A 24,364-nucleotide genomic window follows, 5' to 3' on the forward strand; every position below is an offset into this window, starting at 1 on the left:
GTCAGGACGCGACCCGCGGCCGGCCGACCTCACGCGCAGGCTCCACCTCGGCCCAGACGGCGTCGAGCGACAGATGCAGCACGCCGGCGATCGCGGCGATGGTCGAGAACGCAGGAGTCGCCACTCGTCCGGACTCGATCTTGCGCAGGGTCTCGGGGGAGACACCCGCGTCGAGAGCGACGCTCAGCATCGACCGGTCCCCTCGCGCGCGCCGCAGCAGGGCGCCGAGACGTTCTCCGCGTTCGACCTCGGCGGGGGTGAGCGGCATCCGAACCATCATGGCGCCCATACTAATACCGGGATAGTCTTACCGGGATAGTTATTGGAGACAGGCATCGTGATCGAGATACTCACCCCCGAACAACTCCGCAGAGCACGCGACACCGGTGCGCTCGTCGGCACCATCCTGCAGACGCTGAAGCAGCGCACCACCGTCGGCGTGAATCTGCTCGACATCGACCGCTGGACGAAGCAGCTGATCGAGGATGCCGGCGCCGAGTCCTGCTACGTCGACTACGCGCCGTCCTTCGGCCGCGGCCCCTTCGGGCACTACGTCTGCACGGCGGTCAACGACGCGGTGCTGCACGGGATGCCGCACGACTACGCCCTCGCCGACGGCGATCTGCTGACACTGGACCTCGCGGTGAAGCTCCGCGGCGTCGCCGCGGACGCGGCCATCAGCTTCGTCGTCGGTCGGAGCGCGGCGGCGGCAGACCTCGCGCTCATCGAGACGACGGAGCGGGCGCTCGACGCGGCGATCGCGGCCGCGCGGCCCGGCAATCGGATCGGCGACCTCTCGCACGCGATCGGCTCGGTGCTGACCGCGGCGGGGTATGCGGTCAACATGGAGTTCGGCGGACACGGGATCGGATCGACCATGCACCAGGATCCGCACGTGGCCAACGACGGACGCGCCGGCCGGGGCTACACACTGCGTCCCGGGCTGCTCCTCGCGCTCGAGCCGTGGGTGATGGCCGACACCGACGTGCTGGTGACGGATGCCGACGGCTGGACGCTGCGGAGCGCGACGGGCTGCCGCACCGCGCACACCGAGCACACGGTCGCGATCACCGAGCACGGGGCCGAGGTCCTGACCCTGCCCCGCTGACGCGGAGCGCCGGAGCGCCGGAGCGCCGGAGCACGGGAGCACAGCCGCGCCGGAGCACGGCCGCGCCGCCCGCCGGAAGGTGTGCGGCCGATCAGCGACGGCGCGACCGGCTCCGCACCCGCCGCGCGGCGCGACCCGCGAAGTCCTTGAGGCGGCCACCCGGCCAGACCCGCCGCAACTCGACCGCGCCGCCCCGTGTCGTCACGGGAGTGCACGTGCGTCCGGCGAGAAGCGGCGAGTGTCCCGCCTCGGCGAGCGTCGCGGCATCCGCCTTCAACGGCACGTCGAACGTCCACCCCGCCCGACGCACCTTGGCGACGAGCCGAGCGCCGCGCGACTCGTCCGACGGGCCGAACACCTTGAGCGGATCCACGGCCACCGTCACCGTGTCGCGGTTCTGCAGATGCGCTCCGGCGACGCGGCGCTCGACGCCCGTGGCCTTGTCGCGCAGGAACAGCTCCACCTGGTCGTTGCCGAGCTCGCGCCCGGCGACGAGAAGGTCGGGCGGCAGACTCGTGGCAGAGAGCGGCGACGACGTCAGGCGTCCTGATCCCGGCTCGAACACCAGCGCGTCCTGGCCGTCGCGGGTCACGGCCACGTGCACCGTGAGGTACAGCCCGCCGCCCCGCGACCAGCGCGCGGCGGTGACCACGGCTCGGCATTCCATCTCGGCCTCGAACTCGGCGAAGCGCACGAGATCGTCGCGCCGGTTCGCGCGCAGCAGCGCAGCCCGGATCCGCTGCGGGAACGCGAGCCCGCCGTCGACCCCGGGGCCGAAGCGTCGCTGCGCGAGCGGCACCACCACATCGAGCAGGCGATCCCGGTACTCGGCGGGGTGCGCGAGCATCCGCTTGCCCGCCAGGCGCTTGAGGATCTTGCCGCGGAACCAGTGCCGCAGCAGCCGGTCGCGCAGTCGCCCCGGCGAGGTGTACTCCTCGACGAGGTCGAGCACGGCCTCGAGGTGCGGGAAGTACGTCTCGGGATCGATGCGCGACGAGCTGGCACTCCCCGCATGCTTGACCCACGCGTAGCAGGGCTCGCTCGCGAGGATCGAAATCGTATCGGCCTCGAAGTACGCCCTCATCACGAAGAGGTGGTCCTCGAGGCGCACCTTGCCCTCGGGGAAGCGGATCCGATTCGTCCGCAGGAACGATGTACGGAACATCTTGTGCGGCGTGAGCATCTCGAGCAGCGGATCCTCGCCGAGCGTCGCCCGCGGGACGTCGTGGCGGAAGATGCGGCTCGGCAGGCGCCGACCGATGCCGACCTCCTTGCCGACGACGACGTCGGATCCGTGCAGGTCGGCGAAGTCGCAGAGCCGCTCGAGCGCGGCATCGAACAGCCAGTCGTCCTGATCGACGAACTGCACGTACTCGCCGCGGGCCTCGTCGATGCCGCGGTTGCGCGGAGAGCCCGGCCATCCCGAATGGGGCAGGTGCAGCACCCGCACGTGCGGGCGGGATGCGGCGACGGCATCCAACCGCGACGCGGTCGGCTCGCCCGAGCCGTCGTCGCACAGCAGCACCTCGAAGCGTGACGCGTCGAGCGTCTGTCGATCGAGCGACGCGATCAGCTCGTCGAACGCCTCGCCCGGATCGAACACGGGGACCACCACGCTCACCCGGATCGATCCCGCCGATCGAGACGACCGTGCGGATCGTGACGATGCAGGGGTGGCAGAGGAGGCGGAGGCGTGCGGTGTCGACATCTTCCGCAGTCAAACACCGCGACCTGTACAGTGCACGGGGCTTGCGCTCAGGCGGATGTGCGTGCAGTCGCGCGCTTGCGGAGGAACGCGGCGACCTCGTCGTCGTCCGCGAGCGCGACGGCCCGCGCGTACGCCTCCGACGCGTCGAGCCCGGCATCCGCCAGCAGCTCCGCGCGCGCCGCCCAGTACGGCTGGAACGAATCCGCGTCCGTCGGCAGCTCGGCCAATCCCGCCGCGGCACCCGAGATACGTGCGGTCACGACGGCCGCGGCGACGCGCGCCCCGAGGGTGGGCGAGACGGTCAGCAGCGCCTCGTACAGCATCCGCAGCGCCGGCCAGTCCGTGCGCCCTGTGCGCCTCCGGTCGCAGTGCACGGCCTGGATCGCCGCCTCCAGCTGGAACCTCCCCGGCGCATCGATCGGCCGGGCTCGCCGCAGATACGCCTCGCCCTCGGCGATCAGCGCTGCGTCCCACTGCGCCGGATCCTGTTCGTCGAGCGGCACGAACGCGCCGCGCCGTCGACGCGCGAGCGTCAGGGTCGTGAGCGCGGCGAGCCCCCACGCCTCCGGCTCGCCATCGAGCAGCCCCGCCAGAGTCACCGCGAGGTACTGGGCCTCCCCGGCGAGAGAGTCCGCGCCGCCACGCCAGCTCAGCGCCGCGCATCCGTACACCGCCTCGAGCACCGCGGGCAGGCGCTCGGGCATCGCGCTGCGCGGGGGCACCGCGAACGGGATGCGGGCATCGCGGATGCGCCGCTTGGCCCGGACGAGCCGCTGCGCCATGGCGGCGGGCGGCACCGCGAACGCACGGGCGACGTCGGCGGCCTCGAAGCCGAGGACGGTCTGCAGCATGAGAGGCGCGCGCACGGACGGATCGATCGCCGGGTGCGCGCACACGAACAGCAGCTCCAGCCGCTTGTCACCGATCGCGAACGGGTCGTGGTCGGCGAGCGGATCGTCGCTCGCGCTGTCGTCGTCGAGAGGGGCGGATGCTCGCATCGCGGCCGACTTCCAGACGTCGCGCAGCCGGTTCCTCGCCACGGTCAGCACCCACCCTTCCGGATTCGACGGCACACCGTCGTCTGGCCAGCGGCGCAGCGCCTCCTCGAAGGCGCCGGAGAGAGAGTCCTCCGCCAGCGCGATGTCGCCGGTCCGCGCCGCGAGAAGCGACAGCAGTCGGCCATAGGAGGCCCGCGCCGCGCGCTCGGCGGCGGCCCGGGCCTCCTCCGAGCTCATCGGTTCGGCGTCCAGACGCCGTCGACCGTGTGCACGGCTCCGGGTCGCACCTCGACGGCGCCCCAGAACGCGGGCGGAGCCTGACGGGCGTAACCGATCGCCGCGTCGAGGTCGGGAACGTCGATGACGACCGTGCCGCCGAGCTGCTCCTTCGTGTCGGCGAACGGACCGTCCTGCACCTGCAGCGAGCCCTCGCGCACCCGCACGGTCGTGCTGACCGCGGACGGCTGCAGCACCTCGCCGGAGATCAGCACCCCCGCGGAGTGCAGCGTGGCGGCGTAGCTCGCGAAAGCGGCCTGTCCTTCTTCGAGCGCCTCGGCGCCCAGGGCCTCGGCATCCATCTCGGGGTAGTGCAACAGCAGTGTGTAACGCATGGTGTCTTCCTCACTGTCAGCGGTCAGCGTACAGAGGGATGACGATCGAGCCGAGGGCTGATCGACACATCGCGAACTCCCACCCCACACTCAGCCTTAACGATATATCGTTGACTATCGCTCACCACTCCAGGGAGGACACCATGGACAACGCATTCCCCTCGAACCCCTTCGGCGGATCCGGCTTCGGTTCAGGCTCCGGAGGCCCCGCATCCATGATCTTCGACGCCATGGATCAGCTGCGCAAGAGCTTCGAGAAGTCGTTCGAGCAGCGGCCCAGCGGCGGCTCGCGCATGGCGAAGGGCGACGTCCGCACCGCGGTGCTGTCGCTGCTCGCCGAGAGGCCCATGCACGGCTACCAGATCATCTCCGAGATCGCCGAGCGCAGCGGCGGAACGTGGAAGCCCAGCGCCGGCTCCGTGTACCCGACCCTGCAGCTGCTCGCCGACGAGGGTCTCATCGAGGCCGAAGAGCAGAACGGTCGCAAGACCTACTCGCTCACAGAGGCCGGTCGGGCCGTCGCCGCCGAGCACACCGAGAACCCCGCGCCGTGGGAGTCTCAGAGCAGGGGCGACGGGACGCACGACAACCCCCGCTTCAGCGCGCTCCCCAAGGCCGGTGTCGACCTCGCGGCCGCGGCCGCACAGGTCGGACGCAGCGGCAGCGAGGAGCAGGTGAAGCAGGCGGTCGAGATCCTCGACGAGGCCCGCCGTAGGCTGTACACGATCCTCGCTCAGGACTGATCTCCCCGACACAAGGAGAATCGATGACGGATGCCGCGGCGCAGGGCGCCCATCGCGCCCGATACCGCCGCATCCTGTCGTTCGCGGCACGCGAGTTCATCAAGATCTGGTGGTTCGAACTCGTCCTGCCGCGGTTCGGCCTGACCTCGATCTCGGAGCGCACGCGCGGACCGCGGATGCAGCGGTTCGCGCGGCGCTTCCATGTGCTCGCCGTCGAACTCGGCGGCCTCATGATCAAGGTCGGCCAGTTCATGTCGTCGCGCCTCGACGTGCTGCCGCCCGAGATCACGAAAGAACTCGAGGGCCTGCAGGACGAGGTGCCGGCCGTGCCCTTCGCCGACATCCGCGCTGTCGCCGAGGCCGAGCTCGGCCACCCGCTCTCCCAGGTCTACGCGTGGTTCGACGAGACGCCGGTCGCCGCAGCATCCCTCGGTCAGGCGCATCGCGCCCGTCTCGCCAAGACGGATGCCGCGGACACCGGCCTCGACAACGTGATCGTGAAGGTGCAGCGGCCCGGCATCGACGGGATCGTCGCGGTCGACCTCGCCGCCCTCCGCCGCGTCGCCCGCTGGGCGATGCGCGTTCGGTTGGTGGCCGACCGCGTCGACGCCCCCGCCCTCGTCGAGGAGTTCGCGGTGACGAGCTTCGAGGAGATCGACTACCTGCACGAAGCCGCGAGCGCGGAGCGCTTCCGCGAGAACTTCGCCGACGACGACCGCGTCGACACCCCCGAGATCGTCTGGGAGCGCTCGACCCGCCGCGTACTCACGCTGTCGGACGTCACGGCGATCAAGATCAACGACACAGATGCTCTGTGGGCCGCCGGGATAGACCCGGCCGAGGTCGCCGATGTGTTCGCCGAGGTCATGTTCGACCAGGTGTTCACGCACAGCTTCGTGCACGCGGATCCGCACCCGGGCAACATCTTCGTGACGCCGATCCCTTCGACGGGCTCAGGGGCCCAGGGGGTGGGCTCAGGGACCCAGGGGGTGGGCCGGAACTTCCGCCTGACGTTCATCGACTTCGGCATGATGGCGGAGGTCCCCGACAACCTCCGCGACGGCCTCCGCATGCTGCTGATCGCGGTCACCGCGCGTGACAGCCGCGGGCTGGTGCGGGCGGCGCAGGAGATCGGCGTGCTCCTGCCGTCGGCCGACACCGCCGAGCTCGAACGCGCGCTCTCGACGCTGTTCTCCCGCTTCGGGGGTATGGGATTCGCCGAGCTCGCGAAGGTCGATCCCCGGGAGTTCACCGACTTCGCCGACGAGTTCGGCGACATGGTGCGGTCGCTTCCGCTGCAGCTGCCCGAGAACATGCTGCTGCTGATCCGCGCGGTGTCGCTGACCTCGGGAATGTGCAGCAGCCTCGACCCGACCTTCAACGTGTGGGATGCCGCCGAGCCCTACGCCGGCCGCCTGCTGCGCGACGAGTCGGGCAACCTCATGCAGGACATGGCGCAGCAGGCCATGGAGACCGCGGCGGTCACCTACCGGCTGCCGAAGCGGATCGACGCCATCATCACCCGCGTCGACGACGGCAACGTCACGTTCGACACCTCGCGTCTCGAGCGCCGCCTCGACAGGCTCGAGGGCATCGCCCGCCGCATCGGCTCGGGCGTGCTGTTCGCCGCGATGCTCGTCGGTGGCGCACTGCTCATGCCGACGATCCCGCCGCTCGGCATCACGCTCCTGTGCGTCTCGGTGCTGCCCCTTCTGCATTCGGTGTTCGCGGGCATCGGCCGCCGCCTGCGCTAGCGCGAGAGCCCCCGGCGGCCCGGCCGCAGAATGCCGGCGGCCCGGCCGCAGAATGCCGGCGACCCGGCTGCAGAATGCCGGCGACCCGGCTGCAGAATGCCGGCATGGGAGAATGGCTTCTCATGGATACTCCCGACGAGAAGCGCAGACCTCGGACCGACGTCCATCCCACCTCCACCGCAGCGATCCGGCAGGCCGCGAAGGCGTCGGAGGCGGCACGCAAGATCGTCCGTGACTTCACGAAGGTCCCGCCGCGCAGCGTGCATCCGGCCCTGGTCCCTGGCGTCTCGGTCGAGGAGACCGGACGCACGTACCGCACCGATCCGCTCGTCTTCGGCATCGCCGTGACGCTCACCATCGCGTTCATCGCGTGGGGCGTCTTCGCGGGCGACAACCTCTCGGGCACGACGTCGGCCGTCCTCGCCTGGGTCGTGGAGTACTTCGGCTTCTTCTTCACGACGATCGCCACCGTCATCCTCGCCTTCATGCTGTTCATCGGCTTCAGCCGCTACGGACGCATCCCCCTCGGCCGCGACGACGAGGAGCCCGAGTTCTCGATGTTCTCGTGGATCTCGATGCTCTTCGCCGCGGGTATGGGCATCGGTCTCGTCTTCTGGGGTGCCGCCGAGCCGCTCACCTTCTTCGAGAGCCCGCCGCCGGGCACGGTCGAGGCGAACACCCTCGAGGCCATGCACACCGCACAGGCCCAGGTGCTCTATCACTGGGGCCCGCAGGCGTGGGCGTTCTACGCGCTGGTGGGCGGCGCGATCGCCTACGGCGCGTTCCGTCGTGGCCGCACCCCGCTGATCTCGTCGATCTTCGCGCCGCTTCTGGGTGAGGGCCGCACGACCGGACCCCTCGGCCGCACGATCGACATCTTCTCGATCATCGTCACCCTCTTCGGCACCGCCGCCTCCCTCGGACTCGGGGCCCTGCAGATCGGCCACGGGGTCGAGATCGTCAGCGGCATCGGCGAACTCGGCAACGGCATCCTCATCGCCGCGATCGCCGTGCTCACCGCATGCTTCATCGCGTCGGCCGTGTCGGGCGTCTCGAAGGGCATCCGGGCGCTGTCGAACATCAACGCGGTCGTCGCCCTGCTGCTCGCGTTCTTCGTGTTCTTCGTGGGCCCGACGCTGCTGATCCTCAACGTCATCCCCTCGGTCGCCGTGCAGTTCCTCGGCGACCTGCCGCAGATGGTGGCGCGCTCCGCCTCGCAGGGCGATGAGGCCCAGATGTTCCTGTCGAGCTGGACCATCTTCTACTGGGCGTGGTGGATCTCCTGGTCGCCGTTCGTCGGCATGTTCATCGCGAAGATCTCGCGCGGCCGCACGCTGCGCCAGTTCGTGTCGGTCGTCATCGTCGTGCCCGCGGTCATCTCGCTGATCTGGTTCGCGATCTTCGGCACGACGGCGATCCACCAGCAGATGGAGGGCGCGGACCTGACCGTCGATCCGCCGGAGGAGGTGCTGTTCGGCGTGCTCGGCAACCTGCCGTTCCCGCTCGTCACCAGCATCGTGCTGATCCTGCTGATCTCGATCTTCTTCGTCACCGGCGCCGACTCCGCATCTCTCGTGATGGGAACCCTTTCGCAGCAGGGGCGCCCGGAGCCGTCGCGCTGGGTCGCGGTCGTCTGGGGTGTCCTGGTCGGGGTGATCGCCGCCGTGCTGCTGGTCACGGGCGAAGAGGGGGCGGGGCTGCGCTCGCTGCAGAACGTCACCATCATCGCCGCCCTGCCGTTCGCGGTGATCATGGCGTTCATGATGGTGGCGTTCATGAAGGATCTGAGGCGGGATCCCATGATCCTCCGCGACCGCTATGCCCGCATGGCCGTGCGGCACAGCGTCATGGCAGGACTCGAGGAGTACGGCGACGACTTCGCGCTCGTGCCCGTCGAATACGACCATTCCGAAGACGACCTCGCCTGGATCGACGAAGCCGACGTCGACGACAGCCTCGCCGAGGTCTATGCGACCGCAACCGAGGCGATCGACGTCATCCCTGATCCCGGGGCGGATGGGGCGGATGCCGCGGCCGGTGCCGGGGCCGGTGCGGCGGGTGTCGGTGCGGCGGGTGCCGGTGCCGGTGCGGCGGGTGCCGGTGCCGACGGATCGGATGCCGATCCCGGTGCGGACCCCGCTGGTCTCGCCGAGCGCCCGTCCTGATCCCCGGCGCGAGATCGCCTCGTTCGGGCCAGCGTCGCGATGCGGGGTCACTGGTGCATCCGAATCGGCCGTTTCCGATGCGGAACTGGCCCCGCACGGTAGTGATGATGCGCAATTGACCCCGCGCGGGAGTCGGGGAGGGGGTGCGAGATCGCCTCGCTCGCGCCACCGTCGCGATGCGGGGCCATTCGTGCGTCCGAATCGGCCGTTTCCGATGCGAAACTGGCCCCGCACGGTAGTGATGATGCGCAATTGACCCCGCGCGGGAGTCGGGGTGGGGGTGCGAGATCGCCTCGTTCGGGCCAGCGTCGCGATGCGGGGTCACTATTGCATCCGAAACAGCCGTTTCCGATGCGAGATTGACCCCGCACGCGAATCCGGGTGCGGAATTGACCCCGCACGCGGGGAGGGGCAGGCGAAGGGCTCAGACCGAACCGGCTCAGACCGAACCCGGTGGTCGAGACCGAACCGGCCGAGACCGAACCGGCTCAGGCCACGGCGGCAGCCGCGGGCGCCTCGCCCCGCACCTCGGCGGCAGCGGTGATCCGGGCGGCCATGCCGGCGAAGATGAACCCGTGGAACGGCAGCACGGCCAGCCAGTACAGCCGGCCGGCGAGTCCCCGCGGGAAGAACACGGCCCGCTGCTCATACCGGGCGCCGGATCCGTCGGGCACGGCCCGCAGCTCGAGCCACGCCTCGCCCGGCACCTTCATCTCGGCGCGCAGCCGCAGCAGCCCCCCGCTCGCGGACGAGGCCTCGGTCTCGCGGCCAGGTTCCTCGACGGCTTCCACGCGCCAGAAGTCGATCGCATCCCCGACCCGCGCATCTGCCTTGCTCCGTCGCCCGCGACGCAGTCCCACGCCGCCCACGAGCCGGTCCATCCAGCCGCGGACGGCCCACAGGAACGGCGACGAGTACCAGCCGTTCGACCCACCGATGCCGATGATGATGCGCCACAGCCCGTCGACCGACGCCTTCGACCGCAGGGTGCGAGCGTCGGTGAACACCGTGCGCCCTGCCCAGTCCGGGTCGCTCGGCAGCGGGTCGCTCGGTGCTCCCGAGACCTCGGAATCCTGCCAGCTCGTCTCGATCGTGTCGGCGTCGACCCGGCCGAGCGCCATCGCGACCGCGCGGCGATACGGGGTGAGCCCGCCGTCGGGCCGGGGGATCAGGTCGTCGATCGCGCGATCCTTGACGATGCACTCGTTCTGCAGCGACGCGACGAGCGGACGTGCGATCGATCGCGGCACGGGTGTCACGAGGTTGACCCAGTGCGATGCCAGGCCCGGCGTCAGCACCGGCAACGCCGCGATGGCCCGCTGGGGGAGCCCGGCCTCGACCGCGTAGCCGTTCATCATCTGGCCGTACCGCAGCACGTCAGGACCCCCGATGTCGACGGCCCGGTTCACGTCGTCATCCAGGCGCGCCGCCCCGAGCAGGTAGTGGAGCACGTCGCGCACGGCGATCGGCTGGATGCGGTTGCGCACCCACTTCGGCGCCGGCATGTACGGGAGCACGTCGGTGAGGTGCCGGATCATCTCGAACGACGCGGATCCCGATCCGATCACCACCCCGGCCTGCAGCACGAGCGTGGGTACGCCGGAGCGCAGGAAGATCTCTCCGACGTGCACGCGCGAGCGCAGGTGCGGCGACAGCGTCACGTCGTCGGGATGCAGGCCGCCGAGGTAGACGATGCGACGCACGCCGGCCTTCGCCGCGGCATCCGCCACCGTCTGCGCGGCCCGCTCGTCGCTCTCCTCGAAGCCCTTGCCGGCGGTCATCGAGTGGATGAGGTAGTAGACGACGTCGACGTCGCGCATGGCCTCGGCGACGGCATCCGCATCGTCGGCTGACCCCTCGACGATCTCGCAGTCCGGTCCCCAGGGGAAGGATGCCGCGCGCGCCGCGTCGCGGGCGAGCACTCTCACGCGATACCCGCCGTTCAGGAGTCGGGGTGTCAGGCGACCGCCGATGTACCCGGTGGCGCCGAGCACCAGAGCGCGGGGAGAGGTTCCGTCGTCGCGGGGAATCGCGCGCAGCGTGTTTTCGAGGCCGGTGGGCTGGGTGAGCTCCGTCATGTCTCGAGAGTAGGACCGAAGTCCGACATTTCCCTAGGCTGGTATATGACTAGTTCATCTAGTAATCTTTATGACGAGGAAGGTGACATGAACGGCGCAACCGAGACCCGCATGAGATCCGCTCCGAGACTGGCAGCGGATGCCGCCTCCGAGCCTGCGTCCTTCACGCCGCTGTCGGCCCGGGATGCCGTCGCCAGGTCGACGGGCATCGATCCCATCCCGGTCGGCGTCGCCCGATCGCCGCTCTGGCGGTCGCTCGGGATCACCGGCCTCGTCGCACTCACGGCTGCTGCGGCGCTGCCGCTGGTCGCTGGCATCCTCGCGATCCCGTTCTGACTGGGCACTCGCACCCGGCTACCTGAACCACCGCTGGAAGATGAGAGAAAGGATCCCCCATGGGACTCGACGACAAGATCAAGAACGCCGCTCAGGACCTCACCGGCAAGGCCAAGGAGGCCGTCGGCAAGGCGACCGACAACGAGAAGCTCGAGGCTGAGGGCAAGGCCGAACAGGCCAAGGCCGACGTCAAGAAGGCCGGCGAGAACGTCAAGGACGCCCTCAACTGAGACCGGTGACACTGTGCGGGGAGGCGGCCGATGCCGCCTCCCCGCCGTGCGTCCGGGGGGTCACTCGCCCGAGGACTCCGCCTCTTCATGCGAGCGGATGACGTCACGCAACTCCTGATCGAGATCCGACGCCTCTTCGATCGCCGAGGTCATGCCCGCGAGGAAGCGGGTCACCACGGCGCGCTCCTTGTCGCTCATCTCGTCGACCAGCGCCAGCATCCGTCGATGCATCGCGCCGAGAGTCGCGCGGACCTCGTCGTCGCTGCTGACTGTGGGCACCACGACTCCGGCGCGGCGGTCGGTGGGGTGCGGCTCGCGGCGGGCGTGCCCACCCTTCTCGAGCCGGTCGATGAGGGTGGTGGTGGATGCCGTCGAGATGTCGAGCATGCGGGCGATGTCGATCGGGCGCACGATGCGTCCGGCTCGCTGCTCGCGCAGGAGGAACCGCAGGGCCACGAGGTCGGTCTCGTTCATGCCCATCGAGGCCCGGGTGCGCGCGCGCATCGCGGTCTCGGCCGCGCGGTAGCGACGCAGCAGATTGAGCACGTCGACGGTGCTCGCGGTGTCTCCGTCGGGGTACCAATAGCCGGACCGGCCGTACTCTGCCTCGCCGTTCATCACGCCACCTCGCCGTCTTCGTCCAGGCGTCCCTGCTGCTCGCGGGTCAGCATCTCCACGGCCCCCGTCTCGACCTCGGCCGGGACGATGCGCAGGACGCCGCCGGTGATGGCGTCGTGCTCGGCGGCCACGATCTGATCGAGGCGCCAGGCGGGCACCGACGGGAACTGCGTGCGCAGACGATCGACCATGTCGGCGTACAGGATGTACCCCGCCTGCTCGACGGTGAATCGCTCGACCATAGAATCCTTTCCGGCCAGGATTCCATCTTCGCATCTGAAAGGGACTGCCTGGTCGCATGGGATTTAGCTAGTCAACCTGCTTACGTGATGTTCGAGTAGAATCGTCGTGTCAGGGGGTGACACATGGATACCAGGACCGAGACCTCGACCGATCTCGTGCAGCTCGTCGATGAGCTCCGCCGTGCCGAGGCGCAGCTCGCTCGACGTCTCGCCGCGCTGCGCGCGCCGAACGACACCGACCGCGAGGCGATGCGGTACATCGTCGACGCTCCGAAGGACTCTCCGGCGACACCGGGCGGCCTCGCCGCGCACCTGAACATCAGCACCGCCGCTGTCACCAGCCTGCTCCGTCGACTCCAGGAGCGCGGGCAGATCCTGATCGGGCCGCATCCGCGCGACGCCCGATCGAAGGTGCTGCGGCCGTCGCTGCGCGATCTCCACTCTCCGGCCGACGAGCTCACTCAGCGGATCGGCGCTCTCGCCGAGGAGTTCACTCCCGAGCAGGGAGAAGCCGTCGCCCGCTTCCTCCGACGCCTCACCGAAGAGATCGGTGACCTCCCGTAGAGGTCGCGTTGCGATTTAACTAGGTAACCTAGTAACCTTTTTCTCAAGCGATCTTCTGCGATGAGGAGAGATGATGGGATATCTGACCTACGGAAACACCAGCGCACCTTTCGAAATCGACGACGAGCTCATGGCTCACCTGCGGGTGGTGATGGTCACCAAGCTGCGCCGCAACGAGTCCTTCCCCCTGACGGTCATGACCGATGACGGTCGCGCCGAGACGCTCTGGATCCACGCATCCATCCCCATGCGGTTCGTCACGGAGTGCGAAGAGGACCCGGCGCTGGACCGGCCGCTGCTCGTCGCGATGATGAACGCGGCGAACTCCGCTCGCGGTCTCGATCTCACGCGTGACGAGTTCGCCGTCGCGCCTTCGCAGTCGCGCCGCCTGCACGCGCTCAGCGCCTGACGATGTCGACGCGCATCAGGCCCGCCGCCAAGAAGGCGGCGAAGGGAGCACGCTCGAGGGGTGCGTCGAGGCCGAAGGGTCTTTGGGTCGAGGTCGAGCCGGGGTTCTTCGTCGGCAACGACAGGAGGCAGTTCCTCGGATCCGTCGACGGGACCTCCGGTGACGGGTTCGACGCATGCGGAAGCCGAGCGGAGTTCCTCGGTCGCTACGACGATCTCGACGCGGCGAAGGCGGCCGTGATCGCAGCATCCGGCGCGGTGCGCATCGAGGGTGGGGCGCTGCTGGCGTAGATCGCGGCACGGGGCGGAGCGCCGGCCCGTACGTGTACGATCGTACGCATGACCTCCGCCGAATCGATTCGACGACCCGCTGCCGATCGCGCCGCCCGCCGTGCGCGGATCGCCGTCTCGGCGCTCTTCCTCACGAACGGCGCTCTTTTCGCGAACATCCTCCCGCGGTACCCCGAGATCAAAGCGGCGCTCGAACTCGACAACGTCGGATACGGTCTGGCGCTCGCCGCCTTCCCTGCCGGGGCCATCGCGGCCGGACTCCTCGCGGCCGTGCTCATCCGTCGATTCGGCTCCGCGCGCGTCGCCGTGCTCGGCACCGTCGCGACCGGGCTCGGACTCCTCGCGGCGGCGTTCGCGCCCTCGGGGCTCGTGTTCGCCGGCATTCTGCTCATCGGCGGAGCATCCGATGCCATCACCGACGTCGCGCAGAACGCGCACGGGCTGCGCGTGCAACGGCTGTACGGCCGCTCGATCATCAACTCGTTCCACGCGATCTGGTCGATCGGCGCGGTGCTGGGCGGCGCGATGGCGGCCGCGGCGATCGCGCTGCAGCTGCCGCTCGGGGTGCACCTCGGGATCTCGACCGCCGTCTTCGCCACGGTGGCCCTCGTCGCGCTCGGCTTCTGCCTTCCCGGGCGGGACGAAGAAGCGGATGCCGATGCGACGGCCGAGCCCGCCGAGGTCACCGGCGCGGTGCGCCGCGGCGTCGCGCCGCGCACCGTGATGATCATCATCGCGCTGACCCTCATCGCCATGGCCGGCGCCGTCGCCGAGGATGCGGGCAACTCGTGGGCGACGCTGTATCTCGCCGAGTCCCTCGGAGCCGCCGCCGCGGTCGCTCCCCTCGGATTCATCGCGCTCGTCGGTGCGCAGTTCATCGGGCGGATGCTGGGCGACGGCATGACCGACAGGTTCGGCCAGCGCGCTGTCGCGCGAGTGGGCGGCCTGATCGCCGCCGTCGGAATGACGCTCGCCCTCGTCTTCCCGACCGTGCCCGGTACCATCGCGGGTTTCGCCGCCGTCGGATTCGGCATCGCGACGCTCATCCCCGCCGCGATGCATGCCGCCGACGAGCTCCCCGGGCTCAGGGCCGGAGTAGGGCTCACGATCGTGTCGTGGCTGCTGCGCCTCGGGTTCCTGCTGTCGCCCCCGTTCGTCGGCTACATCGCCGAGACCGAGAGCCTGCGCGCCGGACTCATCGTCGCGCCGGCCGCCGCTCTCGTCGCGGTGCTTCTGGCCGGTGTGCTTGAGGGTCGCAAGCCCCGGCGGTGAGCGACTCCGGGGATCCGGTCATAACTCGCCGGTCGACGCGCGAAACCGCGCGCCGACCGGCCGGTTCTCCGGAGTCATGAACGCCGACGGATGCCGACCGGACCTCAGGGGGCGGTGTAGCCGCCGTCCACGAGGTGGTAGCTGCCGGTGATGAAGCTGGCAGCGTCGCTGGCGAGGAAGGCGATGAGGTTCGCGACCTCGTCGGGCTGTCCGAGGCGGCCGATCGGGTGCTTGCTCACCAGGAACGCCTTCGCCTCGTCGCCCATGGTGGCGAGCAGCGGGGTGTCGATGAAGCCGGGGCCGACCGAGTTCACGCGCACGCCCTGTGCCGAGTACCCGAGGGCTGCGGATTTCGTCATGCCGACGACGGCGTGCTTGGCGGCGACGTAGGCGGGCGAGTTCGCGAATCCGACGCTGCCGAGGATCGAGGCGATGTTGACGACGGAGCCGCCGCCGTTCGCGAGGATCGACGGGATCTGCGCCTTCATGTTGCGGAAGACGGCGTTGAGGTTGATCGAGATGACCTTGTCCCACGCGGCGTCGTCGTACTCGGCGGTGGGGGCGGATGCTCCGCCGATGCCGGCGTTGTTCACACCGATGCGCAGCGGGGCGAGGGTGTTCGCGAGCTCGACGGAGGACGCGATCCACTCGACGTCGGTCGCATCGCCGACGGATGCCTCGGCGATGCCGCCGGCGGCGCGGATCTCCTCGACGACCGCGTTCGCGTTGTCCGCGTTCAGGTCGTTCACGACGACGGATGCGCCGTTCTGGGCGAGGAGCAGAGCGGTCGAGCGTCCGATGCCGCTGCCCGCTCCCGTCACGATCGCCGAGCGGTTCGAGACGTCGTACTGAGCCATGTTGGGGGCTTCTTCCCGGGCGGTCACGGTGCCGGGAGATCTTCTCGGACGGTCCGTCCTTCTCTCCAGCCTACGCCTGATCCGGGAAGGTGGATTCAGGTGAATGAATGTCTTCACCACGCGGGGTCCGGTCCTGGCCGAAGACGGGAGTGGCCGCTCCGGCTGTAAGCCCGAGCGGCCACGATCGCGGAACTGCCGGCTACGGGACGATGACCGCGCGGCCGCGAATGCTGTTCGAGGCGAGATCCTCGTATGCCTTCGGGCCGTCGTCGAGCGAGTAGGTCTCGGTCTGCACGTGGATCTTTCCCGCGCGAGCGAGATCCAGCACCTCGATCAGTTCCGAGCGCGATCCCCAGTACGGGATGCGAACGGCCGCGTCGTACGCGATCGAGCCGAAGCCGAGAGACATGCTTCCGCCGCCGATGCCGACGATCGTGACGTCTGAATCGAGCGCAGCGACGCTCTGCGCCAGGGCCATCGTCGGATTCGCGCCGACGAAGTCGAACACCGCGTTCGCGCCCAGACCTCCGGTGATCTCGCGGATCTTGTCGGCGGCGGACTCATCGCTGATCAGCACGTGGTCGGCGCCGACCTCCGTGGCGAGCTCGAGCTTCGTGTCGTTCACGTCGAGAGCGACCACCGTGGCGCCCGAGATCGCCTTGAGGATCTGGATGCCGACGTGGCCGAGCCCGCCGGTGCCGATGACGACGGCGAAGGTGCCGGCGCCGAGCTTCGGGAGCGAGCGCTTGATCGCGTGGTACGGGGTGAGGCCGGCGTCGGTCAGTGAGACGTTCTGCACGGGATCCAGGTCGCCCAGCGGCACGAGATGGCGGGCGTCGTCGACGATCATGTACTCGGCCATCGAACCCTGGCTGCCGAGACCGGGTGGGCGGATGCCCTCGGCGGCGGCGTTGGTGCAGTAGTTCTCCATGCCCTGCGAGCAGTTGTGGCAGCGACCGCAGCCCCAAGGTCCGTAGACCGCCACCGCGTCGCCGATCTTCAGCGTCGAGTCGACACCCTCGCCGATCTCGTGGACGATGCCCGCGCCTTCATGGCCCAGCGTCAGGGGCAGCGGATAGCTCTGCTCGAGGTAGTCCTTCTCGGGAAGGCCCATGACGTAGTCGTCGGAGTGGCAGACGCCGCCCGCCGTGACCTTGAGCAGAACCTGGCCGGGGCCGGGCTGCGGAATCGGGATGTCGACGACGACGGGGGGCTTGCCGATCTCGACGTAGCGAAGAGCTTTCATGTGATCCTTCTTCCTGGCGTCCGAGCTGTCTGCCGCGCGGTGCGGAGGCGGGGGCGCTCGACGCCGTCTCTTCCATTATCGATCCGGGGTATGACGCTTTCGCCGAGAGCCTCTTGACACCGCCTCGCTCCAGGCATAACGTACAACCAAATGGTTGCACAACGAGAACTGAGCGAAGCGGAGGTCGACCGTGTGTTCCACGCATTGGCGGCGTCGACCCGGCGTGACATCCTGCGCCGGACGATCGAGCGGGAGCAGTCCGTCTCGACCCTCGCCTCCGAGTACGAGATGTCGTTCGCCGCGGTGCAGAAGCACGTCGCCGTGCTCGAAGCAGCGGACCTCATCGTCAAGCGCGCCGAGGGACGCGAGCGGCTCGTCCGCGCGAACCCCGAGATGATCGCCCGCGCCAGGGCGCTCCTCGCCCGATACGAAGAGCTGTGGCGGTCGCGCATCGCACAGCTCGACGATCTGCTGGCCGAGCCCACGACGAGTTCAGGGACCCAGCCGGCATCCACCACCGACACCGCAGAGAACCACCGAACCGAAGAAGGAGAGTGACATGCCCGTCACCGATGTCATCACTGACGCCGACACCCTCACGATGACCGTCGTCGCCGATTTCGCCGCGCCGATCGAGCGCGTATGGAGCGCCTACAGCGATCCGCGCCAGCTCGAGCGCTTCTGGGGACCTCCCGGATGGCCGGCGACGTTCACCGCGTGGGACCACACGATCGGCGGCCGCGCGACCTACACGATGAACAGCCCGCGCGGCGAGACGTCTTCCGGGTCCTGGGAGTTCCTGTCGATCGACGCCCCGCATGCCTTCGAGGTCCTCGACTCGTTCGCCGACGAGCAGGGGCAGCCGCTCGACGGCTTCCCGGCGCAGCGCATGTCGTTCGCGTTCGAGTCCACCGCCGACGGCACTCGGATGATCACCACGAGTCACTTCGAGTCGGCTGATGCCCTCGAGCAGGTCGTGGAGATGGGCCAGGTCGAGGGTCTCACGCTCGCAATGAGCCAGCTCGACGTCGTGCTGCAGGACCTCCGCGACTACGCGCAGGGCAAGGGGACGCAGGTCGAGCTGCTCGACGACACGCACGTGCGGATCACCCGGCTCATCGAGGGGCCGCGCGAGCTCGTCTGGAAGGCGCACAACGACCCCGAGCTCATGAAGCGGTGGTTGCTCGGGCCCGACGGGTGGGAGATGACGGAGTGCGTCGTCGCGACGGAGGTCGGTCAGAGCTACCGCACGTCGTGGGCCCCGACCGGCGACACCCAGGGAGAGCCGTTCGGCTTCGAGGGGGAGGCGCTGCTCATCGACGCCCCCCGACGGTCCGTGCAGACCGAGCGGATGATCGGCATGCCGGTCGAGACGCTGAACGACCTCAACCTCTATGAGGAGGAGGGGGCGACACTCATCACCCTGTACATCGAGTACCCCGACAAGGAGACGCGCGACATGATCCTCTCCACCGGCATGGCCGATGGCATGGAGACGTCGTACGCCCGCCTCGAGCGCGAGCTGCTCGCGGTCTGAGCTCCGCAACTCCGGAAGACCGGCCTGCTCCTGCGGGAGAGGCCGGTCTTCTGCCGTGCGAGGCGGCTGCTCGGGAGTTGTCGAGCGGAGGGCGAAGCGGCCGGCGCGGACTGCAGGTCAGCGACGAGCCGGACGCGTCGACCACAGCGCGAGCGCGACGAGAGCCGGCTGGAAGAACAGACGCACGAAGCGCTTGATCTCGGTGTTCAATCCGAATCCGTCGCGGTGATGCATCCACTGCGCGATGTTGCCGGGAAAGACGGCGACGAAGAACAGCGCCGCGATGACGCCGACCCGGCGACGATAGCGGTGCGCGAACAGGAGGGCGGAGCCGAGAGCGACCTCTGCCACGCCGGACGCGACGACGGTCGTGTCGGGATCCAGCGGCAGCGACTCGGGCACCTGTGCCTGGAACTCGTCGCGGGCGAACGTCAGGTGCGACACACCGGCGAAGACGAGTGACGAACCGAGGAAGAGACGACCGATCATGCGTGCGGTGTTCGACATGCTGCGAGTGTACGCGCCGGACGTCAGCGAAGCATCGATCGCAGCAGACCGCCCGCCTCCTCCCGCGAGAGGCGGGTGAACATCGGCAGCGCGAGCACGTACCGACCGAAGACGAACCCGACGATCGCCGCTGCCATGCGCCGTGCGTGAGGGAGGCCGACGTCGTGCGCGAGCGGCTCGAAGACGGAGTTCTGGATGTAGTCGCTGATCGTCTCGGCGGCTCCTTCGCCCGAAGACAGGCGGCGGGCGAAGCCGGCGAGACGCGCCCCGTGCTCGGGGTGCTCCCACACCGCGAGGATGCCGTGCGCCAGCCGGTCGACATCGATGCGGCCGGATTCGTCACGCGACAGCGCGATGACGTCGTGGGGTGCGGCGCGCAGGGCGATGGCCGCCGCGAGCAGGCCGTCGCGCGAGCCGAAGTGATAATTGACCAGCGTGTGACTGACACCCGCCTCGGCGGCGAGCTCACGGGAGGAGACGGAGACGAAGTCTCCCGCGTCGAAATGCCTCTGTGCAGCATCCATCAGCCGTCGGCGTGCCGTGGGCTCCCCGCGCGGCCTCCCGCGTCTGTTATTGACCATGCTCGTATCGTCGCACCCGTTCGGCGCATGCTCTCTTCATGAACACACGTATCGACACCGACTGCGTTGTCGTCGGGGGCGGGCCCGCGGGTCTCATGCTCGGTCTGCTGCTCGCCCGGCAGGGACTCCGGGTCACCGTGGCCGAGAAGCACGCCGACTTCCTGCGCGACTTCCGCGGGGACACGATCCACCCGTCCACTCAGGAGCTGCTCGCCGACCTCGGCCTACTCGACGAGTTCCTCGCCATGCCGCACGCCGACATGCCGCGCGTGACCCTCAGCTGGCACGGCACGGAGCTCACGCTGGCCGACTTCTCGCGCCTGCCGACCAGGCGGAAGGTGATGACGTTCATGCCGCAGTGGGACTTCCTCGACCTGCTCGCGGCGGCCGCGGGTCGCTACCCGGGCTTCCGGCTGCTGCGATCGACCCGCATCGATGGCCTGGTGCGCGACGGCGAGCGGATCGTCGGCGTCACGGGCATCGACGCCGAGGGGCCGGTCGAGGTCAGGGCCCGACTCGTGATCGACGCCTCGGGGCGTGACTCGATGCTTCGGAAGCAGGCCGAGCTCGTCCCCACGGGGGTGGCGGCGGCCATGGACGTGCTGTGGTTCAGACTGCCCAAGAGCGAGGGCGAGACCTACCCGTTCGTCCAGGCCGGCGCGGGCATGATCATCACCATCGACCGCGAGGACTTCTTCCAGATCGCGCACGTGATCCCCGCCGGCACCTGGACCGGAACCGATCCGGACGTCGAGCGCATGAAGGAGCGCATCCGCGAGATCTCCCCGCGCCTCGGCGCGGCAGCCGCCCACCTCACGACCGGCGACGTGCACCTGCTGCGAGTGCGGCTGGAACGGCTGCGCCGGTGGTATCGAGAGGGGATGCTGTGCATCGGCGACGCCGCGCACGCGATGTCGCCCGCCGGCGGGGTGGGCATCAACCTCGCGATCCAGGATGCTGTGGCCGCCGCCCGCATCCTCGCACCCGTGCTGAAGGACGGCACGCCGCAACCGGCGGATCTGCGGCGAGTCCAGCGCCGCCGCACCTGGCCCGTGCTCGTGACGCAGCGGGTGCAACGGGCGCTGCAGACTCCGTTGCTCTCCCGTCGCGAGCCCGGGGCGCCGCTCCCGATCCCGCTGCGGATGCTGCGCCGATACCCCGCGCTGACGCGCATCACCGGGCGCTTCGTCGGCCTCGGCGCCCGCCCCGAGAGCGTGCGGTGACGCCGTCTCAGATCAGGCGGCGAAGGGCCTCTTCGAGCGGGATGCCCTGCGCGTTCGCCCGGTCGGCGAGCCGGGCGTGCTCTTCGCCGCTCAACGTCACGCGCAGCTCGACAGGATCGGATGCCGGCTCGTCGTCGAGACCGTCGAACAGGTCGGATGCCTCGGCCCAGAGGGGTTCCGGGGCCAGCCGGGCAGCGTCGGCCTCGACCGCATCGGCCCAGGCGGCGTCATCGTCGCTCCGGCTCGCGGCGATGCTCGCGTCGCTCTGGCGGGAGGCGGCGCTCGCCGCGCCCTGACTGGAGGCGGCGCTCGCCGCGGGGGCGCCGGCGCCGGCCGCGATCGCCGCAGAGCCGGCCGCGGCCGCCCCGGCATCCGTCGCGAGGGTGAAGCCGGGACCCCGGCGAGGTTCCTGCTTCTGCTGGTACGCCTTCGCGGCGGCGTTCGCTCGTTCGTCCGCGGCCTCGTTCAGCGGGTGCCCGGCGTGGCCCTTGACCCACGAGAACTCGACATCGCGTCCGCGGATCGCCTCGTCGATGCCCTCGAGAAGCTCGCGGTTGAGCACCGGACCGCCGTCGGACTTGCGCCAGCCCTTGCGCTTCCACCCCGGCATCCATTTCGTCACCGAGTCGATCACGTAGCGGCTGTCGCACTCGATCAGCAGCTTCTCGGAGATCCCGGCCGTCGCACGGAGCAGTTCGAGCACCGCCTGCAGCTCGCCCTGGTTGTTGGTGCCGTGGGGGGAACCGCCCGCCGCCCAGTTCGCGTCGTCGATGTACCAGGCCCACCCGTTGGGACCGGGATTGCCGAGGGCGGAGCCGTCTGCGGCGGCGGTGATCGTCATCCCTCAACCGTAGCCGGGGCGAGCGACAGCGCCGGAACGGTCAGCGGTCCTCGGGCTCGGGCTCGCGGTTCTCGGACTCTGGCTCCGGCTCGCGGTTGCCGTCCTCGGGCTCGGGCTCGCGGTTCTCGGTCGAGACGGCGGCCGGTGGTGTCGGTGCGACCGGGAACACGATCGACGTGACCGAGCTTCCCGACTCCAGTCGGAGGCCGAGCGACAGGGGGTCGACCGTCGGAGCCGTCTCCAGCACCTCTGCGTCGGAGCGCTCGAGCGGCTCGGACGGCAGCGTCCACTGCGTCTCTTCTTCTTCGGGGCGATGCTGGAACAATCCCATGCGTCCCAGTCTGACTCCGCCCGGCCCGGCGCGCGGGGATTCACACCGGATTGATCGGATGCCCGTCGGTCACTCGCCCGTTGGTCACTCGCCCGTGGGTGACTCGGTGCGGCGGAAGGTGAAGTACCCCGTCACGGCTCCGTGGTTGACCACGCCGGTGCCCGTGCTCAGCATGCGGGCCGAGGTCGTGGCGCCGGACTCGACGAACGTGTAGCCCGTGTGCTCGAGGCGCCAGCCGACGCGCTCGACCTCGCCGAGGAAGCATCCGACGCTCTCATTGGTGGTGAACTCGTTCTGCGCCGAGCCCCACGACGACGGCTCCCCGGTGAGTCGACTCACCTCGACCTGCAGGTGCAGCAGCACGTCGCCGCGTGCGCGGGCGTCGGCCGACAGCTGCAGCAGCCGCGTGGCCTCTTCGGATGTCAGCATTCTTCTCTCCTTCGCGGATATGTCGGCGTCGCGGATGGTGGTGTCCCCGATGGCGGTGCCCGGATGTGGTCGCCGGCGGGCGCGGGCGTGTCGGTTCCTGGTCAGGAGGACGCAGCGGCGCGGACGGCTTCGACCAGATCGCGCCAGGGTCCGTCGAGAGCCGAATCGGGAAGCTCGCGTTCGTGCCGTTCCGACGGGGTCCGTGCGCGGATCAGCCACACGAAGCGGTCGGCGCCGGTGTCGTCATCCGCGTCGTCGTCCCAGGGGCAGCTGTCGATCATGGCGATCCAGTCGGAGGTCTCGGCCGGCTCGGGTTCGACCCGCCACTGCCGCCGGATGCCGGCGATGCCGCCCGACCTCACCACGGCGACGACGACCCTGTCGTCAGTCTGAGGTGCGCTCTCGCTCATCCTCATAGACTCCCACGGTCGTCCACGCGCGTCGAGCGGCGGCGGCCGTGGCCTCGTCGATCTCCGCAGCCGCGGCGAGCGTCGCATCGGCGAACTCCGTGAACGTCGCCGTGCGAGAGAGTCCGCCCGTGAGCGCCCGGTACCAGACGACGCCCGCGACCTCCCACGCCTTGCCCCCGAGGTCGAGGGCGAACACTGCGAACGCCCGGTTCGGGATGCCGGAGTTGATGTGCACTCCGCCGTTGTCCTCGGTCGTGCGGACGAAGTCGCTCATGTGCGCGGGCTGCGGGTCCTTGCCGAGCTCGTCGTCGTCATAGGCGGTGCCCGGCTCGATCATCGACCGCAGCGCCACGCCTTCGACCGCGTCGGTGAAGATCTCGGCGCCGATGAGCCAGTTCGCCTCGTCAGCCGTCTGGCCGAGGAGGTACTGCTCGGTCAGAGCGCCGAACACATCGGCGACGGACTCGTTGAGAGCGCCGGGCTGCCCCTGGTATTCGAGGTTCGCCGTGTGCTGGACGACTCCGTGGGCGAGCTCGTGGCCGATGACCGTCGTGGAACGGGTGAAGCCCTCGAAGACCTCGCCGTCGCCGTCGCCGAAGACCATGCGCTCACCGTCCCAGAAGGCGTTGTCGTAGTCGACGCCGTAGTGCACTGTCGCGTCGAGCGGTGCGCCGGCATCGTCGAGGGAATTGCGGCCGAACGCGGTGAGGAGCAGCTCGAACGTCGCACCGAGCCCGTCGAAGGCCTCGTTGGCCGAGGGGTCGTCGACCGGCGGGTCGTCTTCACTGCGCACGACGGCTCCGGGGAGGGTCTGCGTGTTGCCGGCGTCGCTGATAGTGCGGTTCGGCGCGTCGGAGAGCTGCGCCACGAGGTCGCCGTTCTCGTCGATCGACAGGTCGATGCGGGCGCGGAACGGCGGTCTGCCGGCGGTCAGCGTCTGGCGCGCGGCGGCGGCGGCGCGGGGGTAGCGGCCGGACTCGGCGAGGCGCGCGAGCAGGTAGGAAGGGACGACTCCGTGAAGGGGGGTGTGGCTGCTCATGTTCAGACCCTACGCCGGGGGTCCGACGTCGGGCGAGCGATCGCGGGCCGCGCGGAGGCGGCTCTCCGCATCCGCGCGTGCAGTATTCAGCACGGATCGCCGGCCCGCAGCGGCGCATCCGCGTCGATCAGCGGGTCCCGGATCGCCCGCCGCCCGTCCTTGCTGAATCCTGCACGCGCCCTCGCGGTCACCGCCCGCGGCCGCGCGGCGGAACCCCCAGGTTCCTCGCGTAAAATC

General features: G+C 69.7%; 29 protein-coding genes. 13 read left to right on the plus strand and 16 right to left on the minus strand.

Features of this window, described 5'->3' with window-relative positions:
• Position 1 precedes the first annotated feature (1 nt).
• The gene (locus BN2660_RS06825; RefSeq protein WP_091229679.1) at positions 2-277 is read right to left on the minus strand and encodes a helix-turn-helix domain-containing protein; all 276 of its coding nucleotides are present in this window, start codon (positions 275-277) and stop codon (positions 2-4) included.
• A gap of 60 nt (positions 278-337) precedes the next feature.
• Between BN2660_RS06825 and map the strand changes: the two genes are divergently transcribed.
• The gene (gene map / locus BN2660_RS06830; RefSeq protein WP_091229682.1) at positions 338-1,108 is read left to right on the plus strand and encodes a type I methionyl aminopeptidase; all 771 of its coding nucleotides are present in this window, start codon (positions 338-340) and stop codon (positions 1,106-1,108) included.
• 91 nt (positions 1,109-1,199) lie between these two features.
• Here map and BN2660_RS06835 read toward each other — a convergent pair whose 3' ends face one another.
• From BN2660_RS06835 to BN2660_RS06845, 3 genes are all read right to left on the minus strand, one after another.
• Positions 1,200-2,729 carry a glycosyltransferase family 2 protein gene (locus BN2660_RS06835; RefSeq protein WP_176697117.1) on the minus strand — a complete coding sequence of 510 codons (1,530 nt, stop codon included), beginning with the start codon at positions 2,727-2,729 and terminating at the stop codon, positions 1,200-1,202.
• Positions 2,730-2,863: 134 nt separating this feature from the next.
• Positions 2,864-4,051, minus strand: coding sequence for an RNA polymerase sigma factor (locus BN2660_RS06840; protein ID WP_091229090.1), 1,188 nt, complete (start codon positions 4,049-4,051; stop codon positions 2,864-2,866).
• Positions 4,048-4,425 carry a YciI family protein gene (locus BN2660_RS06845; RefSeq protein ID WP_091229093.1) on the minus strand — a complete coding sequence of 126 codons (378 nt, stop codon included), beginning with the start codon at positions 4,423-4,425 and terminating at the stop codon, positions 4,048-4,050. The genes BN2660_RS06840 and BN2660_RS06845 overlap by 4 nt, the downstream gene beginning before the upstream one ends.
• A 143-nt stretch (positions 4,426-4,568) precedes the next feature.
• Between BN2660_RS06845 and BN2660_RS06850 the strand changes: the two genes are divergently transcribed.
• The 3 genes from BN2660_RS06850 to BN2660_RS06860 all read left to right on the plus strand — a co-directional run bounded on the left by BN2660_RS06850 (position 4,569) and on the right by BN2660_RS06860 (position 9,087).
• On the plus strand, positions 4,569-5,168 hold the full coding sequence (locus BN2660_RS06850) for a PadR family transcriptional regulator (protein WP_091229096.1): 600 nt from the start codon (positions 4,569-4,571) through the stop codon (positions 5,166-5,168).
• A 23-nt stretch (positions 5,169-5,191) separates the two neighbouring features.
• Positions 5,192-6,922, plus strand: coding sequence for an ABC1 kinase family protein (locus BN2660_RS06855; protein WP_091229099.1), 1,731 nt, complete (start codon positions 5,192-5,194; stop codon positions 6,920-6,922).
• A gap of 122 nt (positions 6,923-7,044) precedes the next feature.
• Positions 7,045-9,087 carry a BCCT family transporter gene (locus BN2660_RS06860; protein ID WP_255305071.1) on the plus strand — a complete coding sequence of 681 codons (2,043 nt, stop codon included), beginning with the start codon at positions 7,045-7,047 and terminating at the stop codon, positions 9,085-9,087.
• Between the two features lie 488 nt (positions 9,088-9,575).
• Here the strand turns inward: BN2660_RS06860 and BN2660_RS06870 are convergent, their stop codons facing one another.
• Positions 9,576-11,165, minus strand: a complete 1,590-nt coding sequence (locus BN2660_RS06870) for an SDR family oxidoreductase (protein WP_091229102.1) — start codon at positions 11,163-11,165, stop codon at positions 9,576-9,578.
• Between the two features lie 87 nt (positions 11,166-11,252).
• Here BN2660_RS06870 and BN2660_RS06875 point away from each other — a divergent pair, with 87 nt between their 5' ends.
• Complete coding sequence (locus BN2660_RS06875) at positions 11,253-11,501, plus strand: hypothetical protein (protein WP_091229105.1); 249 nt, start codon at positions 11,253-11,255, stop codon at positions 11,499-11,501.
• Between the two features lie 59 nt (positions 11,502-11,560).
• Entirely contained in the window at positions 11,561-11,731 is a 171-nt protein-coding gene (locus tag BN2660_RS06880) for a CsbD family protein (RefSeq protein WP_091229108.1), read from the plus strand.
• 60 nt (positions 11,732-11,791) lie between these two features.
• On the opposite strand, the gene BN2660_RS06885 is transcribed toward BN2660_RS06880, so the two are convergent.
• Both BN2660_RS06885 and BN2660_RS06890 read right to left on the minus strand, forming a co-directional pair.
• Positions 11,792-12,349: a MarR family winged helix-turn-helix transcriptional regulator gene (locus BN2660_RS06885; RefSeq protein WP_091229112.1), complete on the minus strand. Its 558-nt coding sequence runs from the start codon at positions 12,347-12,349 to the stop codon at positions 11,792-11,794.
• Positions 12,349-12,591: a hypothetical protein gene (locus tag BN2660_RS06890; RefSeq protein WP_091229115.1), complete on the minus strand. Its 243-nt coding sequence runs from the start codon at positions 12,589-12,591 to the stop codon at positions 12,349-12,351. The genes BN2660_RS06885 and BN2660_RS06890 overlap by 1 nt, the downstream gene beginning before the upstream one ends.
• Positions 12,592-12,714: 123 nt before the next feature.
• Here BN2660_RS06890 and BN2660_RS06895 point away from each other — a divergent pair, with 123 nt between their 5' ends.
• From BN2660_RS06895 to BN2660_RS06910, 4 genes are all read left to right on the plus strand, one after another.
• Complete coding sequence (locus BN2660_RS06895; RefSeq protein ID WP_091229117.1) at positions 12,715-13,155, plus strand: MarR family winged helix-turn-helix transcriptional regulator; 441 nt, start codon at positions 12,715-12,717, stop codon at positions 13,153-13,155.
• Positions 13,156-13,228: 73 nt separating this feature from the next.
• Positions 13,229-13,564 (plus strand): DUF7882 family protein, encoded by a 336-nt coding sequence (locus BN2660_RS06900; protein WP_091229685.1) that lies wholly within the window; start codon positions 13,229-13,231, stop codon positions 13,562-13,564.
• A gap of 2 nt (positions 13,565-13,566) precedes the next feature.
• A complete protein-coding gene (locus BN2660_RS06905; RefSeq protein WP_091229120.1) occupies positions 13,567-13,854 on the plus strand; it encodes a hypothetical protein in 288 nt (95 codons plus the stop codon).
• 48 nt (positions 13,855-13,902) lie between these two features.
• A complete protein-coding gene (locus BN2660_RS06910; protein ID WP_091229124.1) occupies positions 13,903-15,126 on the plus strand; it encodes an MFS transporter in 1,224 nt (407 codons plus the stop codon).
• Between the two features lie 104 nt (positions 15,127-15,230).
• Here the strand turns inward: BN2660_RS06910 and BN2660_RS06915 are convergent, their stop codons facing one another.
• On the minus strand, positions 15,231-15,983 hold the full coding sequence (locus tag BN2660_RS06915) for an SDR family NAD(P)-dependent oxidoreductase (protein ID WP_091229128.1): 753 nt from the start codon (positions 15,981-15,983) through the stop codon (positions 15,231-15,233).
• 199 nt (positions 15,984-16,182) lie between these two features.
• Positions 16,183-17,229 carry an NAD(P)-dependent alcohol dehydrogenase gene (locus BN2660_RS06920; RefSeq protein WP_091229130.1) on the minus strand — a complete coding sequence of 349 codons (1,047 nt, stop codon included), beginning with the start codon at positions 17,227-17,229 and terminating at the stop codon, positions 16,183-16,185.
• A gap of 150 nt (positions 17,230-17,379) precedes the next feature.
• Here BN2660_RS06920 and BN2660_RS06925 point away from each other — a divergent pair, with 150 nt between their 5' ends.
• Together BN2660_RS06925 and BN2660_RS06930 are read left to right on the plus strand one after the other, a co-directional pair.
• Positions 17,380-17,787, plus strand: coding sequence for an ArsR/SmtB family transcription factor (locus BN2660_RS06925; protein WP_091229134.1), 408 nt, complete (start codon positions 17,380-17,382; stop codon positions 17,785-17,787).
• 1 nt (position 17,788) lies between these two features.
• A complete protein-coding gene (locus BN2660_RS06930) occupies positions 17,789-18,766 on the plus strand; it encodes an SRPBCC family protein (RefSeq protein ID WP_091229136.1) in 978 nt (325 codons plus the stop codon).
• A gap of 117 nt (positions 18,767-18,883) precedes the next feature.
• Here the strand turns inward: BN2660_RS06930 and BN2660_RS06935 are convergent, their stop codons facing one another.
• Together BN2660_RS06935 and BN2660_RS06940 are read right to left on the minus strand one after the other, a co-directional pair.
• Positions 18,884-19,273 (minus strand): DoxX family protein, encoded by a 390-nt coding sequence (locus tag BN2660_RS06935; RefSeq protein ID WP_091229139.1) that lies wholly within the window; start codon positions 19,271-19,273, stop codon positions 18,884-18,886.
• 23 nt (positions 19,274-19,296) lie between these two features.
• Complete coding sequence (locus tag BN2660_RS06940) at positions 19,297-19,797, minus strand: TetR/AcrR family transcriptional regulator (RefSeq protein WP_176697118.1); 501 nt, start codon at positions 19,795-19,797, stop codon at positions 19,297-19,299.
• Positions 19,798-19,892: 95 nt separating this feature from the next.
• Between BN2660_RS06940 and BN2660_RS06945 the strand changes: the two genes are divergently transcribed.
• Positions 19,893-21,077 (plus strand): FAD-dependent oxidoreductase, encoded by a 1,185-nt coding sequence (locus BN2660_RS06945; protein ID WP_091229143.1) that lies wholly within the window; start codon positions 19,893-19,895, stop codon positions 21,075-21,077.
• 7 nt (positions 21,078-21,084) lie between these two features.
• Here BN2660_RS06945 and BN2660_RS06950 read toward each other — a convergent pair whose 3' ends face one another.
• The 5 genes from BN2660_RS06950 to BN2660_RS06970 all read right to left on the minus strand — a co-directional run bounded on the left by BN2660_RS06950 (position 21,085) and on the right by BN2660_RS06970 (position 24,127).
• Entirely contained in the window at positions 21,085-21,918 is an 834-nt protein-coding gene (locus tag BN2660_RS06950) for a ribonuclease H family protein (protein WP_091229145.1), read from the minus strand.
• A 40-nt stretch (positions 21,919-21,958) separates the two neighbouring features.
• Positions 21,959-22,249 carry a hypothetical protein gene (locus BN2660_RS06955; RefSeq protein WP_091229148.1) on the minus strand — a complete coding sequence of 97 codons (291 nt, stop codon included), beginning with the start codon at positions 22,247-22,249 and terminating at the stop codon, positions 21,959-21,961.
• Between the two features lie 84 nt (positions 22,250-22,333).
• Positions 22,334-22,678 (minus strand): hypothetical protein, encoded by a 345-nt coding sequence (locus tag BN2660_RS06960; protein WP_091229152.1) that lies wholly within the window; start codon positions 22,676-22,678, stop codon positions 22,334-22,336.
• 101 nt (positions 22,679-22,779) lie between these two features.
• Positions 22,780-23,088, minus strand: a complete 309-nt coding sequence (locus tag BN2660_RS06965) for a protealysin inhibitor emfourin (protein WP_091229156.1) — start codon at positions 23,086-23,088, stop codon at positions 22,780-22,782.
• Positions 23,063-24,127: a M4 family metallopeptidase gene (locus BN2660_RS06970; protein WP_091229159.1), complete on the minus strand. Its 1,065-nt coding sequence runs from the start codon at positions 24,125-24,127 to the stop codon at positions 23,063-23,065. The genes BN2660_RS06965 and BN2660_RS06970 overlap by 26 nt, the downstream gene beginning before the upstream one ends.
• Positions 24,128-24,364: the final 237 nt, after the last annotated feature.

It is taken from the genome of Microbacterium sp. 3J1, assembly GCF_001049495.1.
Lineage (GTDB): Bacteria > Actinomycetota > Actinomycetes > Actinomycetales > Microbacteriaceae > Microbacterium.

Excerpts from the sequence above, each read along its gene's own strand:
- BN2660_RS06825 (WP_091229679.1), bottom strand. The coding sequence starts at position 277 with ATGGTTCGGATGCCGCTCACCCCCGCCGAGGTCGAACGCGGAGAACGT.
- BN2660_RS06840 (WP_091229090.1), bottom strand. The coding sequence starts at position 4,051 with ATGAGCTCGGAGGAGGCCCGGGCCGCCGCCGAGCGCGCGGCGCGGGCC.
- BN2660_RS06845 (WP_091229093.1), bottom strand. The coding sequence starts at position 4,425 with ATGCGTTACACACTGCTGTTGCACTACCCCGAGATGGATGCCGAGGCC.
- BN2660_RS06850 (WP_091229096.1), top strand. The coding sequence starts at position 4,569 with ATGGACAACGCATTCCCCTCGAACCCCTTCGGCGGATCCGGCTTCGGT.
- BN2660_RS06855 (WP_091229099.1), top strand. The coding sequence starts at position 5,192 with ATGACGGATGCCGCGGCGCAGGGCGCCCATCGCGCCCGATACCGCCGC.
- BN2660_RS06860 (WP_255305071.1), top strand. The coding sequence starts at position 7,045 with ATGGATACTCCCGACGAGAAGCGCAGACCTCGGACCGACGTCCATCCC.
- BN2660_RS06870 (WP_091229102.1), bottom strand. The coding sequence starts at position 11,165 with ATGACGGAGCTCACCCAGCCCACCGGCCTCGAAAACACGCTGCGCGCG.
- BN2660_RS06875 (WP_091229105.1), top strand. The coding sequence starts at position 11,253 with ATGAACGGCGCAACCGAGACCCGCATGAGATCCGCTCCGAGACTGGCA.
- BN2660_RS06880 (WP_091229108.1), top strand. The coding sequence starts at position 11,561 with ATGGGACTCGACGACAAGATCAAGAACGCCGCTCAGGACCTCACCGGC.
- BN2660_RS06885 (WP_091229112.1), bottom strand. The coding sequence starts at position 12,349 with ATGAACGGCGAGGCAGAGTACGGCCGGTCCGGCTATTGGTACCCCGAC.
- BN2660_RS06890 (WP_091229115.1), bottom strand. The coding sequence starts at position 12,591 with ATGGTCGAGCGATTCACCGTCGAGCAGGCGGGGTACATCCTGTACGCC.
- BN2660_RS06895 (WP_091229117.1), top strand. The coding sequence starts at position 12,715 with ATGGATACCAGGACCGAGACCTCGACCGATCTCGTGCAGCTCGTCGAT.
- BN2660_RS06900 (WP_091229685.1), top strand. The coding sequence starts at position 13,229 with ATGGGATATCTGACCTACGGAAACACCAGCGCACCTTTCGAAATCGAC.
- BN2660_RS06905 (WP_091229120.1), top strand. The coding sequence starts at position 13,567 with ATGTCGACGCGCATCAGGCCCGCCGCCAAGAAGGCGGCGAAGGGAGCA.
- BN2660_RS06910 (WP_091229124.1), top strand. The coding sequence starts at position 13,903 with ATGACCTCCGCCGAATCGATTCGACGACCCGCTGCCGATCGCGCCGCC.
- BN2660_RS06915 (WP_091229128.1), bottom strand. The coding sequence starts at position 15,983 with ATGGCTCAGTACGACGTCTCGAACCGCTCGGCGATCGTGACGGGAGCG.
- BN2660_RS06920 (WP_091229130.1), bottom strand. The coding sequence starts at position 17,229 with ATGAAAGCTCTTCGCTACGTCGAGATCGGCAAGCCCCCCGTCGTCGTC.
- BN2660_RS06925 (WP_091229134.1), top strand. The coding sequence starts at position 17,380 with ATGGTTGCACAACGAGAACTGAGCGAAGCGGAGGTCGACCGTGTGTTC.
- BN2660_RS06930 (WP_091229136.1), top strand. The coding sequence starts at position 17,789 with ATGCCCGTCACCGATGTCATCACTGACGCCGACACCCTCACGATGACC.
- BN2660_RS06935 (WP_091229139.1), bottom strand. The coding sequence starts at position 19,273 with ATGTCGAACACCGCACGCATGATCGGTCGTCTCTTCCTCGGTTCGTCA.
- BN2660_RS06940 (WP_176697118.1), bottom strand. The coding sequence starts at position 19,797 with ATGGATGCTGCACAGAGGCATTTCGACGCGGGAGACTTCGTCTCCGTC.
- BN2660_RS06945 (WP_091229143.1), top strand. The coding sequence starts at position 19,893 with ATGAACACACGTATCGACACCGACTGCGTTGTCGTCGGGGGCGGGCCC.
- BN2660_RS06950 (WP_091229145.1), bottom strand. The coding sequence starts at position 21,918 with ATGACGATCACCGCCGCCGCAGACGGCTCCGCCCTCGGCAATCCCGGT.
- BN2660_RS06955 (WP_091229148.1), bottom strand. The coding sequence starts at position 22,249 with ATGGGATTGTTCCAGCATCGCCCCGAAGAAGAAGAGACGCAGTGGACG.
- BN2660_RS06960 (WP_091229152.1), bottom strand. The coding sequence starts at position 22,678 with ATGCTGACATCCGAAGAGGCCACGCGGCTGCTGCAGCTGTCGGCCGAC.
- BN2660_RS06965 (WP_091229156.1), bottom strand. The coding sequence starts at position 23,088 with ATGAGCGAGAGCGCACCTCAGACTGACGACAGGGTCGTCGTCGCCGTG.
- BN2660_RS06970 (WP_091229159.1), bottom strand. The coding sequence starts at position 24,127 with ATGAGCAGCCACACCCCCCTTCACGGAGTCGTCCCTTCCTACCTGCTC.